Origin of the sequence: Gemmobacter lanyuensis, from assembly GCF_014652355.1 — a bacterium.
Lineage (GTDB): Bacteria > Pseudomonadota > Alphaproteobacteria > Rhodobacterales > Rhodobacteraceae > Gemmobacter > Gemmobacter lanyuensis.
On sequence record NZ_BMYQ01000009.1, the window covers coordinates 62,156 to 79,183 of the forward strand.

The following is a 17,028-nucleotide window of genomic DNA, read 5'->3' on the forward strand; positions in this document are numbered from 1 at the left end:
CGGGCTGTCGATCAGCCATTGAACAGGAAGTGCAGCACGTCGCCGTCCTTGACCTCATAGGTCTTGCCCTCGACGCGGAACTTGCCCGCTTCTTTGGCGCCCGCCTCGCCATTGCCGGCGATGTAATCGTCATAGGCCACGGTTTCGGCGCGGATGAAGCCCTTTTCGAAATCCCCATGGATGACGCCAGCGGCCTGCGGGGCCAGCGTGCCACGGGTGATGGTCCAGGCGCGGGCCTCTTTCGGGCCAACGGTGAAATAGGTCTGCAGCCCCAGCAGCTGATAGCCCGCACGGATCAGACGGTCGAGCCCGGCCTCGGTCAGCCCCATTTCCTCAAGGAACATCGCGGCTTCGTCATCGGGCAGCTGGCTGATCTCTTCCTCGATCTTGGCGGAAATCACCACCGAAGCCGCACCCTGCCGCGCCGCCATTTCGGCCACGCGGGCCGACTGGCTGTTGCCTTCGGCGGCTTTCGATTCCTCGACGTTGCAGACGTAAAGCACGGGCTTTGCCGTCAACAGCTGCAGCATCCGCCACTGCTTTTCATCATCCGCCGAAACCTTCACGGTGCGGGCCGGTTTGCCCGCATTCAGCACCTCTTGCGCGAGGGCAAGCAGACGGTCCTGATCGGCGCTTTCCTTATCCCCGCCCTTGAGCTTGCGGGCCAGGTTCGCGCGGCGGCGTTCGATTGATTCCAGATCGGCGAGCATCAGCTCGGTCTCGATGGTTTCGGCATCGGCGACGGGATCGATCCGGCCTTCCACATGGGTGATGTCGCCATCTTCAAAGCAGCGCAGCACATGGGCGATGGAATCGCATTCACGGATATTGGCCAGGAACTGGTTGCCCAGACCTTCGCCCTTGGACGCGCCGCGCACCAGACCGGCGATATCGACAAAGGTCATGCGCGTCGGGATGATCTGCTTCGACCCGGCAATCTCGGCCAGTTTGTTCAGACGCGGATCGGGCACCGCAACCTCGCCCACATTGGGTTCGATCGTGCAGAAGGGGAAGTTGGCCGCCTGCGCCGCCGCCGTGCGCGTCAGCGCGTTGAAGAGCGTCGATTTGCCCACGTTCGGCAGCCCGACGATGCCCATCTTGAAGCCCATGGCATTCCCCTTTGCAAATTCCCGCCGCTTCTAGGGCCGGGCGCGCGGAATCGCAAGCGTGGCTTGGGAAAACGTGCCAACCTTGCGGAACAGAGCGCATGAGGGGCCACCATGACCACACATCCCTATCTGCATTTTCAGGGCTGCTGCGCCGAGGCGATGGCGGCCTATGCCGAAATCCTGGGCGGAACCGATCTGCGGATGCTGCCCTATTCCGCCATGCCGGGGGGCGACGCGCGACCGGGGGCCGACGGACGCATCATGCATGCCGAGCTTTCGCTGGGTTCAGGCCGCCTTATGGCCTCGGACTTTCCGCCGGGCATGGAAGGTGACGCCCAGGCGGCCGTGTCGATCATGCAGGCCGCGCCCGATGTCGGCACCGCCTCGGGCTGGTTCGACCGTCTGGCCGAAGGGGGCGCCGTGATCCAGCCCTTTGGCCCCACGTTCTTTTCGCCGGGCTTTGGCATGGTGAAAGACCGCTTCGGCACCCATTGGATCATCTCGACCCCGGCCTGACCGGATTTTCGGGGCGATTTTCCGAGGCGCAGCGCGGGGTCTGTTGATTTCTGCGCCGCTTCACGGCACACCGGGCAGGACCGAGAGAGAGGACGCCCGATGACCTGCCCCGCCACCCGCATTGATGCAAAATTCGCCGCGCTGAAGGCCGAAGGCAAAAAGGCCTTCGTGGCCTATATCATGGGCGGCGACCCGGATTTCGACACCTCTCTGGCGGTGATGAAGGGGATGCCCGCAGCGGGTGTCGACGTGATCGAACTGGGCATGCCCTTCACCGATCCGATGGCCGATGGCCCCACCATCCAGCTGGCCGGTCAGCGGGCGCTGGATCAAGGCATGACCATGGACAAGGTGCTCGAGATGGTGCGCGCCTTCCGTGCGGGCGATGCGACCACGCCGATCGTGCTGATGGGCTATTACAACCCGATCTATTCGCGCGGCGTCGACCGTTTCCTGACCGAGGCGAAAGAGGCCGGGATTGACGGTCTGATCGTAGTGGACCTGCCGCCCGAGGAAGACAGCGAGCTCTGCATCCCCGCACAAGCCGCCGGGATCAACTTCATCCGTCTGGCCACCCCCACGACCGATGGCAAGCGCCTGCCCAAGGTGCTGCAGAACACCAGCGGCTTTGTCTATTACGTCTCGATCACCGGGATCACCGGCGCCGCCGCGGCGCAGGCCGGCGATGTCGCGCCCGAGGTCGCACGCATCAAGGCCGCGACCGATCTGCCGGTGATCGTGGGCTTCGGCATCTCGACCCCCGACAATGCCAAGGCGATTGCGGGGATCGCGGATGGCTGCGTGGTGGGGTCCGCCATCGTGAAAGAGATCGGCGCCGGCAAACCCGTGGCCGAAATCCTGTCCGGCGTGGCGGCCCTTGCTGCCGGGGCGCATAGCGCCTGACCGCACGACCCAAGGTGAACAGAATGCGGCCCCGGGCGGGCCGCTTTTTTCTTTGCGCGCGGGCTTAAAAAACGGGGCCCGAAGGTCCCGCCGTCCTGCCCTGACGCGCCCGGATCAGCGCACCTTCAGCGTCGCAAGTCCGATCAGCGCAAGGATGAGCGAGATGATCCAGAAGCGGATCACGATCTGCGGTTCAGCCCAGCCCTTCTTTTCGAAATGGTGATGGATCGGCGCCATCAGGAAGACCCGCCGCCCCGTGCGCTTGAAGTAGAGCACCTGAATGATCACCGATAGCGCCTCGACCACGAACAGCCCGCCGACAATGGCAAGCACGATCTCGTGCTTGGTGCAGACCGCAATCGCCCCCAGCGCGCCACCCAAGGCCAGCGACCCGGTGTCGCCCATGAAGACCGCGGCAGGCGGCGCATTATACCACAGGAAGCCCAGCCCCCCGCCCACCAGCGCGGCGGTGAAGATCAACAGCTCGCCCGTGCCCGGCACGAAATGCACACCCAGATATTCGGTAAAGTCCGCCCGGCCCACGGCATAGGCGATCACCCCCAGCGTGGCGGCCGCGATCATCACCGGCATGATGGCCAGCCCGTCCAGACCATCGGTCAGGTTCACCGCATTGGCGGCGCCCACGATCACGATCATGCCGAAGGGCACGAAGAACCAGCCCAGGTTCAGCAGCGCATCCTTGAACAGCGGCAGCGCCAGCTGGTTCGTCAGATCCGCGGGATGGAAGCTCGCCGCCGCATAAGAGGCCAGCGCCGCGATCAGCAGCCCCAGCGCCATCCGCACGCGCCCGGACACGCCCTTGGTGTTCTGCTTGGTCACCTTGGCATAGTCATCGGCGAACCCGATCAGGCCGAAACCGATGGTCACCAGCAGCACGATCCAGACATAAGGGTTGTCGAGCCGCGACCACAGCAGCGTGCTGACCAGCAGCGCCGAAAGGATCAGCAGCCCCCCCATCGTCGGCGTCCCCGCCTTGGAGAAATGCGAGGCCGGGCCATCATCGCGGATCGGCTGACCCTTGCCCTGCTTGCGGCGCAAGAGGTTGATCAGCGGCCGCCCGAACAGGAACCCGAAAACCAGCGCGGTAAAGAACGCTGCACCCGCCCGGAAGGTGATGTAGCGGAACAGGTTGAACAGGTCGCCGCCGTCCGAAAACTGCGTGAGGATATACAGCATTCACTCTGCCCCTTTGTCTTGTTGGGGGCTGGCCTGCCCCAATTTCCGCAGGGCGTCAACGATCAGACTGACCTTGATGCCCTTTGATCCTTTCACCAGCACAACATCGCCGGCATCGACCAGAGCGCCCGCGCGGGGCAGCAGTTCAGCGGCGGTTTCGGCCCATTCGCCGCGTTTTTTCATGGGCAGCGCAGCATGCAGCGCCTTCATGCGCGGGCCGACGCAATGCACCACCGCCACCGAGGTCAGCGCCGGGTGATCGGCAATGGCGGCATGCAGCGCCAGTTCGGTTTCACCCAATTCCAGCATGTCGCCCAGAATGGCGATGCGGCGGCCGGGCTGGATGCGCCCCACATTGTCCTGCGGCCGCAAGAGCGAGAGGACCTCAAGGCTCGCCGCGACCGAGGCAGGGTTCGCGTTGAAGGCGTCGTCGATCAGGTCAAAGCCGATGTCATCCACCGGATCCGTGATGATGCGCTCGCGCTGGCCGCGGCCCGCAGGCGGCACCCAGCGGCCAAGCCCCTGCGCCGACAGCGCGGGATCAAGCCCCAGCGCATCCGCCGCCGCCAGCACCGCCAGAGCGTTGACCGCAAAATGCCGCCCCGGCGATTGCACGCGGAAAAGCCGGGCACCTTTGGGTGTTGCGGCCTGCACCGCGCTGGCCTCTTCGCCCCATTGGCCGCTGGCAATGGTCCAGTCGGCGCCGCTGTCGGCAAAGGTCACGGCGCGCAGGCCCAGCCGGGCGGCGGTATCGGTCAGGATGCCGGACACGCCAAGGCCCAGCGGCAGAATGGCCGTGCCCCCTGCCCGCAGCCCTTCGAGGATCGAGGCCTTTTCCCGCGCGATGCCTTCGATGCTCTCGAAGGAAAACAGATGTGCGGGCGCGACGGTGGTGATGATCGCCACATCCAGATCGGCCATACGCGCCAGCGGCGCAATTTCGCCGGGGTGGTTCATGCCGATCTCGATCACCGCAATATCGGTATCCGCAGGCATCCGGGCCAGCGTCAGCGGCACGCCCCAGTGGTTGTTATAGCTCGCCTCGGCGGCATGGACGCGGCCCTGCCCGGCCAACATGGCACGCAGCATTTCTTTGGTTGAGGTCTTGCCCACCGATCCGGTCACGCCGATCACCCGCGCGGCCGTGCGGGCGCGGGCGGCGCGCCCCAGCGCCTCCAGCCCTTTCAGCACGTCGGGAACGATCAGCAGCGGGGCATCGGGGGCCACGCCCTCGGGCACCCGGCTGACCAGCGCGGCCGCCGCGCCCTTGGTCAGGGCCTGCGCCACGAAATCATGCCCGTCACGCACGTCCTTCAGCGCGACGAACAGGTCGCCCGGTTGCAGCGTGCGCGTGTCGATCGACACGCCGTGGGCCTGCCAGTCGCAGGGGGTCTGCCCCCCCGTGGCCGCAACCGCGGCGGCCGAGGTCCAAAGAGCCGTCATCAGATCACCCCATCCAGTGCGGCCACGGCGATAGAGGCTTGTTCGACATCGTCAAAGGGGAAAATGTCACCCTTGATGACCTGCCCCGTCTCATGCCCCTTGCCCGCGATCAGCAGCGCATCGCCCGGCTGCAGCGCATCGACGCCGCGCAGGATCGCCTCGGCCCGGTCGCCGACCTCGGTCGCCTCGGGGCAGGCTTGCAGAATTTCTGCACGAATGGCCGCCGGATCCTCGGATCTGGGGTTATCGTCTGTCACAAACAGAACATCGGCGTGGTCACGCGCAGCGGCCCCCATCAGCGGGCGCTTTGTCCGATCCCGGTCACCGCCCGCACCAAAGACCACCACCAGACGCCCCATGACATGCGGGCGCAGCGCCTGCAGCGCGGTGGCGATGGCATCGGGCGTATGGGCGTAATCGACAAAGACCGAGGCGCCATTGGCCCGCGTCGCCGCCAGCTGCATCCGCCCGCGCACGCCCGAAAGCTGCGGCAGCGCACGGAAGACATCGCCGGGCGGTTCGCCCGCGCCAATGGCAAGCCCCGCCGCCAGCGCCACGTTTTCCGCCTGAAAGCCCCCGATCAGCGCAAGCCGCACCTGATGCGGCTGCCCCTGCCAGAGATAGCGCACATCCTGCCCCGTCGCATCGAAGCGCTGCCCGGCAATGCACAAATCGCAACCCGCATCATGGCCCACGGTGATCACCCGCTGCCCATGGGCGGCGGCAATCCGGGCGATCTCGGCCCCCTTGGCGTCGTTCATATTGACGACCGCCGCCGCATCGGGCGTCAGCACGCGGGTGAAAAGACCCGCCTTCGCGCCAAAATAGGCCTCGAAAGTGCCGTGATAATCCAGATGGTCCTGGGTGAAGTTTGTGAACCCACCCGCGCGCAGCCGCACGCCATCCATGCGGAACTGGTCAAGCCCATGGGACGAGGCCTCCATTGCGGCATGGGTTACACCTGCCCCCGCGGCCTGCGCCAGCATGGAATGCAGGGTGATCGGGTCGGGCGTGGTATGCGCCGAGGGCGCGACCCAGGCGCCTTCCACTCCGGTCGTGCCGATATTGATCGCGGCATGGCCAAGCGCCATCCAGATCTGCCGGGTGAAGGTGGCCACGCTGGTCTTGCCGTTGGTCCCGGTCACGGCCACCATGGTCTCGGGCTGCGCCCCGAACCAAAGCGACGCCGCCATCGACAGCGCCGCCCGTGGCTCTTCGGCAATTACCAGCGCGACGTGATCGGGCAGATCGCCTGCAAGGCGTGCACCCTCGGCATCGGTCAGGATCGCCACGGCCCCCTGCGCCAGCGCGGTGGCGATATAGCTTGCCCCATGGACCCGCACCCCCGGCATGGCCGCAAAGAGGAAGCCGGGCCTCACTGCCCGGCTGTCCACCGCAAGCCCGGTGATCTGTGCCTCGGCCCCGCCCCGGGCGGTCAGGCCCAGCTGCGCCAGCGTTGCGATCCGATCGGCCATGTCATCCCACCTTGCCCGTCCGCCGGGCGTTTACTGATTTTGGCTGACGGCTGTTACCCCATCGACGGCAGGAAGTTCAATCTCGGGACGCAGGCCCAGCAGGGGGGCGGTGCGGCGCACGACCTCTGCCGCCACCGGCACGGCGGTGTAACCGGCGGTGCGGCGCGGCTCGGTGCTCGAGGTGTCGACCGGTTCGTCCAGCGTCACGATCAGCACATAGCGCGGGTCATTGGCCGGGAACATGCTGGCGAAGGTGTTGATGACCTTGTCCTTGTAATAGCCGCCTGCACGGTTCGGCTTGTCGGCGGTGCCGGTCTTGCCGGCGATGGCATAGCCCGGCACCTGCGCGTATGAGGCCGTACCATGTTCCACCACGCCGCGCAGCATGGCGACAGACTGTCGCGCCACCCGCTCGGACAGCATCCGCGTGCCTTCCGGCGGGCCGGACCGCCGCAAGAGCGTGGGCTGCACGGCCATGCCGCCATTCGCGATGGTGGCGTAGGCGGTCGCCAGATGCATCGGGCTTGCCGAGATGCCGTGGCCATAAGAGGCGGTGATCGTCACGATATCGGGCCATTTCGCGGGCACCAGCGGCTTGGAGCTGCGCGCCTCGACCAGTTCGATCGGGGTGGGTTCGAAAAAGCCCAGCGATTTCAGGAAGGCCTGCTGCCGCAGCCCGCCCACCATCAGCGCAATATGCGCCGTGCCGACGTTCGAGGATTTTGCGATCACATCGCTGACCGACAGCAACGGGCCGTAGTTCTTGTTCTGGAATTCCTTGATCCGGTATTTGCCCCAGACCATCGGGGCATTGGCATCGACCATGCTTTCCGGGTTCACGAGCCCCAGTTCCAGCGCCTGCGCCACCGCAAAGATCTTGAAGGTCGAGCCAAGCTCATAAACCCCCTGAACCGCGCGGTTGAACAGCGGGCTGTCCGCCGGATCGCCCTTGACCAGCGGGTTCGGGCGGTCGTTCGGGTCGAAGTCGGGCAGCGAGACAAGGCTGATGATCTCTCCGGTCCGCACGTCCATCATGATGGCGGCGGCACCTTTGGCGTTCATCATCTTCATGCCGGTGTCGAGCACCTCGGTCACGGCGGCCTGCACGGTCAGGTCAATCGACAGCGCCAGCGGCTCGCCCGCCTGGGCCGGATCGCGCAGCCGCGCATCGAGAAATTTCTCAAGCCCGGCCGTGCCGATCACCTCGGCGCTATGCACCCCTTCGGCGCCAAAGCTCGATCCGCCCAGAATATGGGCGGCAAGACGGCCATTGGGGTAAAGCCGCATTTCGCGCGGGCCGAACAGCAGGCCGGGGTCACCGATCTCATGCACCTTCTGCATCTGTTCGGGCGAGAGTTTCTTCTTGATCCACAGGAAGCTTCGCCCATCGGTGAAGCGACGGTACAGCTCTTCCTCTTTCAGATCGGGGAAAATGGCGACCAGTTCCCGTGCCACCTTGCGCGGGTCCACCATGTCGCGGGGCTGCGCGTAAAGCGCATGGGTCATCAGGTTCGTCGCCAGCACGCGGCCGTTACGGTCGGTGATATCCGCCCGTTGTGCGAGGATCTGCGCGCCCGGCGCGGCCGAGCGCGGCTCCATCGGCTCTGATGCGGCCAAAAGCCCCATCCGCGCCCCGATCACCGTGAACGACACGAAGAAGGCAAGCCCCAGGAACAGCAGCCGCAATTCCGCGCGATGACGGGTCTTTTCGCGGATCGCCTCATGCCGGGCGCGCAGGTTTTCACGCTCGATATGATCAGGGTTTTCCCCGGCGGCGCGGGCCGACAGGATCCGGGCAAGGGGGCGCAGGGGGGTGCGGGCGGTCACGGCACTTGCTCCTCTCCAGCGGGCAGTTCGCCCGAAACATCGACGGGGGCGTTGATGTCAGGCAGGGGCAGGTCAGGCATCGGATAGGCAATCTGGCTGGACTGGCCGAATTGCTCCGGCTCCAGCGGCAAAAGGCCCAGACGGTCGAAATTGATGGTCGAAAGTTCGCGCAGCCGGTCGGGGCGGTTCAGATAGGCCCATTCGGCGCGCTGGATCGACAGCGCATCGCGCAGATCTGCGATTTCGGCATTCAGCCGGGCCACATCCTTCAGCGCCTGCTGGGTGGCGTAGTTTTCGGTATAGGCCCAGAATCCCAGCCCGATCACCGAGGCAAAGGTCAACAGATAGACGAGCGCACGCATCAGCGGCGTCCTCCTTTCTGGCGTAGCAGCGGCACGTCAATGGCCGCAAAGTCGAGCTTGTGCGCGGGCGCGGTGGTGCGAAGCCCCACCCGCAGCTTGGCCGAACGCGAGCGCGGGTTTTCGGCCAGTTCCACATCATCCGGGCCGACGGCGCGGCGGGTCAGCAGGGTGAAGCTCGGCGCAGGGCCGGCCTGCGTGGGCGCATAGCGGTTGCCCTGCGATTCCGTGGTGCGAGTTTGGAAGAACCGTTTGACGATGCGGTCTTCCAGGCTGTGGAAAGTCACGACCGCCAGCTTTCCGCCCGGTTTCAGCGCACGCTCCGCCGCGGCAAGCCCCTGTGCCAGCTCATCAAATTCGGCGTTCACCGCGATACGAATCGCCTGGAAGCTGCGGGTGGCAGGGTGGCTCTGACCAAATTTCGGGCGCGGCAAGCAGCTTGCCACGATCTCGGCCAGTTGCAGGGTGGTGGCGATGGGTCCGGCCTTGCGGGCCTCGACAATCGCCCGCGCGATGCGGCGCGAGGCGCGTTCCTCGCCGTAAAGATACAGGATGTCGGCCAGCACGGCCTCATCGGTTTCGTTGACCAGATCAGCGGCGGATCGGCCTTCCTGGCTCATCCGCATGTCAAGCGGGCCGTCCTTCTGAAAGGAAAAGCCGCGCTCGGCCTGATCCAGCTGCATCGAAGATACGCCCAGATCCAGCACGATCCCGTCCAGATCCTGCGCATAGGTATCAAGCTGCGAGAAGGTCCCCGCCACCAGCTGCAGCCGGTCGCCATAATCACCTGCCCAGGCCGCTGCCATCTGAAGCGCCAGCGGATCCCGGTCCACCCCGATCACCAGATCAGCACCTGCGGTCAAAAGGCCCCGCGTATAGCCCCCTGCCCCGAAGGTGCCATCCAGCCAGCGCCCCGTTACGGGCGCGCAGGCATCGAGCAGCGGCCGCAAGAGCACCGGAATGTGCGGTGCGCGTTCGGCCATGGCTTACTCCTCGGGATCGTGGGGCAGAAGGGACAGAAGGTCGGCGCCATCCGGCAGGTCGAGCGCGATCTCTTCCTGCGCGGCCATTTCGGCGTCGTAATCCTCGCGTCGCCAGATCTGGAAGGTATCGAGAGTGCCTGCAAAGGTCGCCTCGGCCCCATCCTTCAGAGCGTCGGAATCCAGCCCCACGCGTTCGCGCACCTTGGGCGGCAGCACGATCCGGCCATCGTCATCGACCTCGACCAGCTGCGACAGGGTGATGTAATTGCGTTCCAGCGCCTTGCGCTGCGGGCTGCCTGCGGGCAGGCGGCGGATGCGCGCCTCAAGGCGCTTCATCTCGGCGATGGTATAGCATTCGACGAACTGGCGCGCAGCACCCCCGCCGTAGACCATCACGAATTTCGGGCGGCTGCCGTCAAAGGCGGGGTCGCCAGCTTCGAGGACGCGCCGGAACGACGCCGGGATCGAAACCCGCGCCTTCCCGTCAACCTTTTGGTTGAACTCGCCTCTGAATGCTTCTGACACGACCCTCTGTCCCAGTCCGGCCTGTTTTTGCCTGCCCCGGCCCCCAAGCCGCGGCGTTTTGTTTGTTTGCTTGCCGACCCGAATGAAAACGGCGGACCGGGCGGCTGCCACTGCCCGATCCGCCGACTGTCCCATCGCTGGGTCGGCCCGGCTGCGCGTGCCACCTGGGGGAGATGTCTGCTCGCCCGCGCGCCGGTCGTATTTGGGATGACAGAGGGGCCTGTATGAAACCTGCTTTTCGCCTGTGGGGTCTTAGCGCCCCGTGTTTTCAATTTCCCGCCGTCATCCGGTAAGACAGGGATGCCACGGGAAATCATGGGACGCAACGGTTTTTTCTGGACCACATTGGGGCAGAGCGGCCGCAAATCAGGCGCTGACACAGTATATAGTCCGCCTTCGGCCATTAAGCCGCCTAATTGTGGCGAAACACGGCTTCGTGATACACTAGATATAGGTCAGCCAAAAGATTGGCCCGGGCACCCATAAGATCCCGGTGAAACGCCTGAAGATCGCCCGGCAACTGCCGGAAACTGTGAATAAACCCGAAATCACGCCCATTTCCCGTGAAATCCCGGCGAAATTCACGGGCCGGTGATTCGGCGCGATCCGCCGCTCCCACCGGATTCCATGGCGGACCATGCGGGCCGTCCCATGCATTCCCAGCCGTCCCATCCGATCCCGTGGCCCCAATAGAAAGCGCCGCGCCCCGGGTGGGGACGCGGCGCCGGGGCCGTCTGGCCCTGTGGATCAGGCCATGCCACCTTCAACCATGCGGCGGGCAAGGCGGGCATAGGCATCGGACATGGCGCCCGCCCCCGCGGCAATCGGGGTGCCGGCATCGCCTGCAAGGCGGGTCTCAAGATCCAGCGGCAGTTCCCCGAGGAAGGGCACGCCCATCTTTTGCGCCTCGGCCGCGACACCGCCATGGCCGAAGAGATGCGCCTCATGTCCGCAATTGGGGCAGACATAGGTGGACATGTTCTCGATCAGGCCCAGCACCGGCACCTTCAACTTGCCGAACATATCCAGCGCCTTGCGCGCGTCCAGCATCGCCACGTCCTGCGGGGTGGACACGACCACCGCCCCGGTCAGCGCGAACCGCTGCGCCAAGGTCAGCTGAATGTCGCCCGTGCCCGGCGGCAGGTCGATCAGCAGGACATCCAGCTCGCCCCATTGCACCTGTTCGATCAGCTGTTGCAGCGCGCCCATCAGCATCGGGCCGCGCCAGATCACCGCCTCATCCTCTTTCAGCATGAAGCCGATGGACATGACGGTCACGCCATGGGCCTGGAGCGGGATGATGGTCTTGCCGTCCGGGCTGGCGGGGCGCTTGTTCACACCCATCATGCGCGGCTGGCTGGGGCCATAGATATCGGCATCCAGCAGCCCGACGCGCCGCCCCTGCCGCGCGAGCGCGACCGCAAGGTTGGACGAGACGGTCGATTTCCCCACCCCACCCTTGCCCGAGCCGATGGCGATGATGCGGTCGATCCCGCTTACCCGTTTCGGCCCGCCCTGATGTGGTGTCGGATGCCCGCCCACCTTCAGGCTGGGGGCTGCCGGTTTCGCGCCACCATGCGCGGTCATGACGATCTGCACGCGCGAAACACCCGGCAGCGCCTTCAGTGCAGCCTCGGCCTGGGCCTGCGCCGGGGCCAACGACCGCGCCGCATCCGCGCTTTCGGCCTCAATCACGAAGCTGATGGTGCCATCCTCAACCCGCAGCGCCCGAATCAAATCGCGCGACACCAGCGTCCCCCCACCCGGGAGGCCAAGGTCCGACAGCGTTTTCAGAACGGTTTCGCGCGTGATATCCATGTTTCGATCTCCGATCTTTGGGCGCCAAACTTCCGCAGCCACCGCGAAAGGGCAAGGGGCGGTTGACCAGATGTACAAAATTTGGGCAGATCGCCCAATGACGCTACCGGCAGTCGTGATTAGTTATGCGTCATCCGCATAGCCGCAATGCGGCGAGTCCGGATTGTGCAGGTGCAGCAAATGCCCCATTTTGGGTTCAACGAAACGGCGCGGGTCGGACGACAGACCGAAACAGCCCCAGCCGATCATCGAACGACACAAGGCAAACCGAAATGGCTTTTGTAAACACGACCCGCATCGCACAAGACAGCTTCGGCGACCGCGCCGAACGCTTCTTCGCCTCGATCCGCAAATCGCTGGCACAGCGCGCGATCTACCGTCAAACCGTGCGTGAACTGAACGCGCTTTCGGCCAAGGAACTGGAAGATCTGGGCATGCACCGCTCCATGATCACCGACCTGGCCCGCGAAGCCGCCTACGGGAAATAAGATTTCCTGCCTGGCCCTCTCCTCCTCCCTGGGGCCAGCAGCGAGAGCGACGATGCCACTCCTCCCGGTGTCGTCGCAAGAATAGGGAAGTCCCGGCTTCCAGACAGATTGCGCGGCTCCTCCTCCTCCCTGAGCCGGACGCAAAGCGGCGGTCCCCTCCTCCTCCCTGGGATCGTCGCGAGCCTACAGGGGCAGAAGCCCCGAACTGGATCCTCGGCCCCTCCTCCTCCCTGGGCCTTGGGTTCTGCGGCGGCCCCCTCCTCCTCCCTGGGGTCGCCGCCCTCCCCTTTCCGGGCGCCAAGCGCCCGAACAAGATCCTTGGCCCCTCCTCCTCCCTGGGTCATGGAACCTGCGAAGCCCCCTCCTCCTCCCTAGGGCGACGCGCAAGACAGATGCCGCCCCTCCTCCTCCCTGGGCGGTCACTGACGGAACGGCGGCCCCCCTCCTCCTCCCTGGGTGCCGCCGTTTTCCGTTTCGGGGACCGGTTTTCACCCCCGCTTGCCCCTTGCATCACCGCCGCCGCGCGGCCAAGGTCCGGCCAAACCGCGACCAAAGCCAGACTGCGACCGAAGGATGTGATGCGCCTTTCCCTGATTTCCGCCGCCCTTGTTGCCGCCCTGGTGGGCTATGGCTCGACCATCGCGCTGGTGCTGGCTGCCGCGCAGGCGGTGGGGGCCACGCCTGCACAGACCACAAGCTGGGTGCTGGCGATCTGCCTGGGCAAGGCACTGGGGTCGGCGGTGCTGAGCTGGCAGACCCGCGTGCCGGTGGTGCTGGCCTGGTCCACCCCCGGGGCCGCGCTCATTGCAGCAACCCACGGCATCACCATGCCGCAGGCGGTGGGGGCCTTTGTGCTTGCCGGGGTGCTGGTCGCATTGACCGGGGCGCTGCGCCCGCTGGGGCGGCTGGTCGCACTGATCCCCGATGGCATCGCGGGGGGCATGCTGGCCGGGGTGCTGCTGCCGTTTTGCCTGAAACTGCCAGCCAGCGCGGGCGCCCTGCCCCTGCTGATTCTGCCCGTGGCGCTGCTCTTCGCGCTGGTGCGTCTGAAGAACCCGGCGATTGCGGTGCTGGTGGCGCTGGCGGCCGGGGTTGCCGGGGCCTTTGCGCTGGGGCTGGCGGGTCCGGTGGATCTGACCCTGCCCTGGCCCAACCTGACCTTCATCGCGCCCGCGTTTGACCCCGCCGTGCTGGCGGGCCTCGCGCTGCCGCTCTACCTTGTCACCATGGCTTCGCAGAACCTGCCGGGCTTCGCCACGCTGCGCGCCGCAGGGTATGAACCGCCTGTGCGCGCGGGGCTGGGTGTCACCGGGGGGATTTCCGCGGTGATCGGGCTGTTTGGCGCGCATACGATTTCGATGGCCGCAATTACGGCCGCGATCTGTCTGGGCGATGATGTCCACCCCGACCGCAATCGCCGCTGGGTGGTGGGGCTGGTCTATGCCGGGGTCTGGGTTGGGCTGGGCGTGCTAAGCCCGCTGATCCTGGCCATGCTTTCCGCGCTTCCGACTGAATTGATCACCGCCATCGTGGCCTTGGCGCTGCTTGGCCCCTTCATGGGGGCCGCGACAGGGGCCTTCGGCGCGGCGGAAACCCGCTTTCCCGCCGCGATCACGCTGGCCGTCACCGCATCGGGCACCCCCGCACTGGGGATCGGCGCGGCGTTTTGGGGGCTGATAGCGGGGCTTCTGGTTCATGCACTGAACCGCCTGCCCCGCTGATCAGAAGGGCACGTCGCCGGCCTCGGTCGCGGGGGTCACGAACCCTGCGACCACCTTCTTGACCCCGGCCTTTTCGAAATCGACATCCAGCTTGTCGCCCTCGATCCCGGCGACGGTGCCATAGCCGAATTTCTGGTGGAACACGCGGTCCCCTTCGGTGAACCGCGCCACGGCATTCAGGTCGATCACGCTGGAGCGGCTTTCGCGCGGCTGCGCAATGGGGCGCGTGGTGCTGCGATCCTGCAGACGCTTCCATCCGGGTGAATTGTAGACATCCGCCCGGGTCGCGCGCTCTTCGATCCGCGATCCGCCGCCAAAGCCCGCCCCCATGCCCGCCGCGCCATAGCCACCGCCATAAAGACCGGGCGGCGTCAGCACATCGACATGACGGTCGGGCAGTTCATCAATGAAGCGCGAGGGCAGCTGGCTTTGCCATTGCCCATAGACCCGACGGTTCGCCGCAAAGCTTATGGTGCAAAGCGTTTCGGCCCGCGTGATCCCGACATAGGCCAGCCGCCGCTCCTCCTCGAGGCCCTTGAGACCGCTTTCATCCATGCTGCGCTGACTGGGGAACAGCCCGTCCTCCCACCCCGGCAGGAAGACCACCGGAAATTCGAGCCCCTTGGCCGCATGCAGGGTCATGATGCTGACCTTTTCGGTCGCATCCTGCGAATCGTTGTCCATGATCAACGAGACGTGTTCGAGAAACCCCTGCAGCCCGTCGAACTGTTCCAGCGCCTTGACGAGTTCCTTGAGGTTTTCCAGACGGCCCGGTGCCTCGGGCGTCTTGTCGTTCTGCCACATCGAGGTGTAGCCCGATTCCTCAAGGATGGTTTCGGCCAGCCGCACATGGCTGTGGTCGCGGTTCGGCGCCGTGTCGGGCAGCATCGGTTCGATCACCGCATCCGCAAGCTCGGGCCGGGTGTTCAGCACCGCAGCGTGCCACCGGTCGATCCCTTCGACAAAGGCGCGCAGCTGCCCCGCCCCCTTGCCGCCGATCCCGCCCTTGGCCAGCAATTCGCGCGCACCTTCCAGCAGGCTGACGCCGCTGCTGCGGGCCATGCGCTGAATTTCCTGCTGCGCCTTGTCACCAAGGCCGCGCTTGGGCGTGTTCACCACACGTTCAAAGGCCAGATCATCATCGGGGCTGACGGCGAGGCGGAAATAGGCCATCGCATCGCGGATTTCGAGCCGTTCATAGAACCGCGGGCCGCCGATGACGCGATAGGGCAGGCCGATGGTCAGGAACCGGTCTTCGAACGCGCGCATCTGATGGCTGGCGCGCACCAGAATCGCCTGATCATTCAGGCTGACCGGCGCCAGCTGCCGGGTGCCGCGTTGCAGGGCCTCGATCTCGTCCCCGATCCAGCGGGCTTCTTCCTCGCCGTCCCAATGGCCGATGAGGCGGACCTTCTCTCCCCCGCGCGCCTCGGTCCAGAGCGTCTTGCCCAGACGGCCCGAATTCGCCTCGATCACGCCCGAAGCGGCGGCAAGGATATGTTCGGTCGAGCGGTAGTTCTGTTCGAGGCGAATCACCTCGGCCCCGGGGAAATCCTTTTCGAACCGCAGGATGTTGCCCACCTCGGCCCCGCGCCAGCCGTAGATCGACTGATCGTCATCCCCCACGCAACAGATGTTGCGATGGCCCTGCGCCAGAAGCCGCAGCCACAGATACTGGGCCACGTTGGTATCCTGATATTCATCCACCATGATGTAGCGCAGCCAGCGCTGATACTGTTCGAGGATATCGGGATAGGTCTGGAAGATGGTGACGCAATGCAGCAGAAGGTCGCCGAAATCGCAGGCGTTCAGGCTGCGAAGCCGTTCCTGATAACGGTCGTAAAGCTCGGTCCCGCGGTTGTTGAACCCCGCCGCCTCGGAGCTGGGCACCTTGGCAGGCGTCCAGGCGCGGTTCTTCCAATGGTCGATCAGCCCGGCGAGCTGCCGCGCGGGCCAGCGCTTTTCATCCATATTGGCCGCAACGATCAGCTGCTTGAGAAGGCGAAGCTGATCATCGGTATCCAGAATGGTGAAGTTCGACTTCAGCCCCACCAGTTCGGCATGGCGGCGCAGGATGCGCACGCTGATCGAATGGAAAGTGCCCATCCAGGGCATCCCTTCAACCGCCGCGCCCAGCATGCGGCCGACGCGCTCTTTCATTTCGCGCGCGGCCTTGTTGGTGAAGGTCACGGCCAGAATCTCATTCGGGCGGGCCTTGCCCGTCATCAGCAGATGCACGATGCGCGAGGTCAGCGCCTTGGTCTTGCCCGTGCCCGCCCCGGCGAGCATCAGGACCGGCCCGTCCGTGGCCAGCACCGCCGCGCGTTGCGCCGGGTTCAGATCATCCAGATAGGGCGCAGGCCGCGCCGACATGGCACGTTGCGACAGGGGGATTGCGGCCTCGAAGGCGTCCGATTCATCATATCCGCTCATGCCCGTCAGGATAGAGCCTTCGCCCGGGGTTGGAAAGACCGCGTTCTTTGAATGTTCCAGGTTAGCGCAATCATTTGCGTTAGCGCTAACAGATAAAACTTAGCTGGCCGAGTTTGCAGTCGCAAATCTGTCCTGAATATTTCGCAAAACTTTGCAATTAGGTCGTCGGCTGCCCTTGCGCCGCACCGCAGCGCCCCTAAAGTGGCGCCGCAAATGCCGCATTCGGGGAGG

14 protein-coding genes are annotated in these 17,028 nt (G+C 65.5%); 4 read left to right on the plus strand and 10 right to left on the minus strand.

From position 1 onward, the window contains the following. Nucleotides 1-11: 11 nt before the first annotated feature. Complete coding sequence (gene ychF / locus IE101_RS13880; RefSeq protein WP_189634451.1) at nucleotides 12-1,109, minus strand: redox-regulated ATPase YchF; 1,098 nt, start codon at nucleotides 1,107-1,109, stop codon at nucleotides 12-14. A 111-nt stretch (nucleotides 1,110-1,220) separates the two neighbouring features. On the opposite strand from ychF, the gene IE101_RS13885 reads away from it, so the two are divergent. Both IE101_RS13885 and trpA read left to right on the plus strand, forming a co-directional pair. Beyond that, the gene (locus tag IE101_RS13885) at nucleotides 1,221-1,625 is read left to right on the plus strand and encodes a VOC family protein (protein ID WP_189634452.1); all 405 of its coding nucleotides are present in this window, start codon (nucleotides 1,221-1,223) and stop codon (nucleotides 1,623-1,625) included. A 99-nt stretch (nucleotides 1,626-1,724) separates the two neighbouring features. Then, the gene (trpA, locus tag IE101_RS13890; protein WP_189634453.1) at nucleotides 1,725-2,528 is read left to right on the plus strand and encodes a tryptophan synthase subunit alpha; all 804 of its coding nucleotides are present in this window, start codon (nucleotides 1,725-1,727) and stop codon (nucleotides 2,526-2,528) included. A gap of 114 nt (nucleotides 2,529-2,642) precedes the next feature. Here trpA and mraY read toward each other — a convergent pair whose 3' ends face one another. The 8 genes from mraY to IE101_RS13930 all read right to left on the minus strand — a co-directional run bounded on the left by mraY (nucleotide 2,643) and on the right by IE101_RS13930 (nucleotide 12,155). Next, complete coding sequence (gene mraY / locus IE101_RS13895; protein ID WP_189634454.1) at nucleotides 2,643-3,725, minus strand: phospho-N-acetylmuramoyl-pentapeptide-transferase; 1,083 nt, start codon at nucleotides 3,723-3,725, stop codon at nucleotides 2,643-2,645. After that, nucleotides 3,726-5,168: a UDP-N-acetylmuramoyl-tripeptide--D-alanyl-D-alanine ligase gene (locus tag IE101_RS13900; protein ID WP_189634455.1), complete on the minus strand. Its 1,443-nt coding sequence runs from the start codon at nucleotides 5,166-5,168 to the stop codon at nucleotides 3,726-3,728. Continuing rightward, the gene (locus IE101_RS13905) at nucleotides 5,168-6,643 is read right to left on the minus strand and encodes a UDP-N-acetylmuramoyl-L-alanyl-D-glutamate--2,6-diaminopimelate ligase (RefSeq protein WP_189634456.1); all 1,476 of its coding nucleotides are present in this window, start codon (nucleotides 6,641-6,643) and stop codon (nucleotides 5,168-5,170) included. Before IE101_RS13905 ends, IE101_RS13900 begins: the two co-directional genes overlap by 1 nt. A 30-nt stretch (nucleotides 6,644-6,673) precedes the next feature. Further along, nucleotides 6,674-8,470, minus strand: a complete 1,797-nt coding sequence (locus IE101_RS13910; protein ID WP_189634457.1) for a peptidoglycan D,D-transpeptidase FtsI family protein — start codon at nucleotides 8,468-8,470, stop codon at nucleotides 6,674-6,676. Beyond that, complete coding sequence (gene ftsL, locus IE101_RS13915; RefSeq protein ID WP_189634458.1) at nucleotides 8,467-8,832, minus strand: cell division protein FtsL; 366 nt, start codon at nucleotides 8,830-8,832, stop codon at nucleotides 8,467-8,469. Before ftsL ends, IE101_RS13910 begins: the two co-directional genes overlap by 4 nt. Beyond that, the gene (gene rsmH / locus IE101_RS13920; RefSeq protein WP_189634459.1) at nucleotides 8,832-9,812 is read right to left on the minus strand and encodes a 16S rRNA (cytosine(1402)-N(4))-methyltransferase RsmH; all 981 of its coding nucleotides are present in this window, start codon (nucleotides 9,810-9,812) and stop codon (nucleotides 8,832-8,834) included. The genes ftsL and rsmH overlap by 1 nt, the downstream gene beginning before the upstream one ends. A gap of 3 nt (nucleotides 9,813-9,815) precedes the next feature. Continuing rightward, entirely contained in the window at nucleotides 9,816-10,337 is a 522-nt protein-coding gene (gene mraZ / locus IE101_RS13925; RefSeq protein WP_189634460.1) for a division/cell wall cluster transcriptional repressor MraZ, read from the minus strand. Between the two features lie 747 nt (nucleotides 10,338-11,084). Further along, nucleotides 11,085-12,155, minus strand: coding sequence for an Mrp/NBP35 family ATP-binding protein (locus tag IE101_RS13930; RefSeq protein WP_189634461.1), 1,071 nt, complete (start codon nucleotides 12,153-12,155; stop codon nucleotides 11,085-11,087). A 272-nt stretch (nucleotides 12,156-12,427) separates the two neighbouring features. Between IE101_RS13930 and IE101_RS13935 the strand changes: the two genes are divergently transcribed. Both IE101_RS13935 and IE101_RS13940 read left to right on the plus strand, forming a co-directional pair. Further along, nucleotides 12,428-12,643, plus strand: coding sequence for a DUF1127 domain-containing protein (locus IE101_RS13935; RefSeq protein ID WP_189634462.1), 216 nt, complete (start codon nucleotides 12,428-12,430; stop codon nucleotides 12,641-12,643). Between the two features lie 578 nt (nucleotides 12,644-13,221). Then, a complete protein-coding gene (locus IE101_RS13940) occupies nucleotides 13,222-14,364 on the plus strand; it encodes a benzoate/H(+) symporter BenE family transporter (RefSeq protein ID WP_189634463.1) in 1,143 nt (380 codons plus the stop codon). Here IE101_RS13940 and IE101_RS13945 read toward each other — a convergent pair whose 3' ends face one another. Further along, nucleotides 14,365-16,797 (minus strand): ATP-dependent helicase, encoded by a 2,433-nt coding sequence (locus IE101_RS13945; protein ID WP_189634464.1) that lies wholly within the window; start codon nucleotides 16,795-16,797, stop codon nucleotides 14,365-14,367. Between the last annotated feature and the right edge of the window lie 231 nt (nucleotides 16,798-17,028).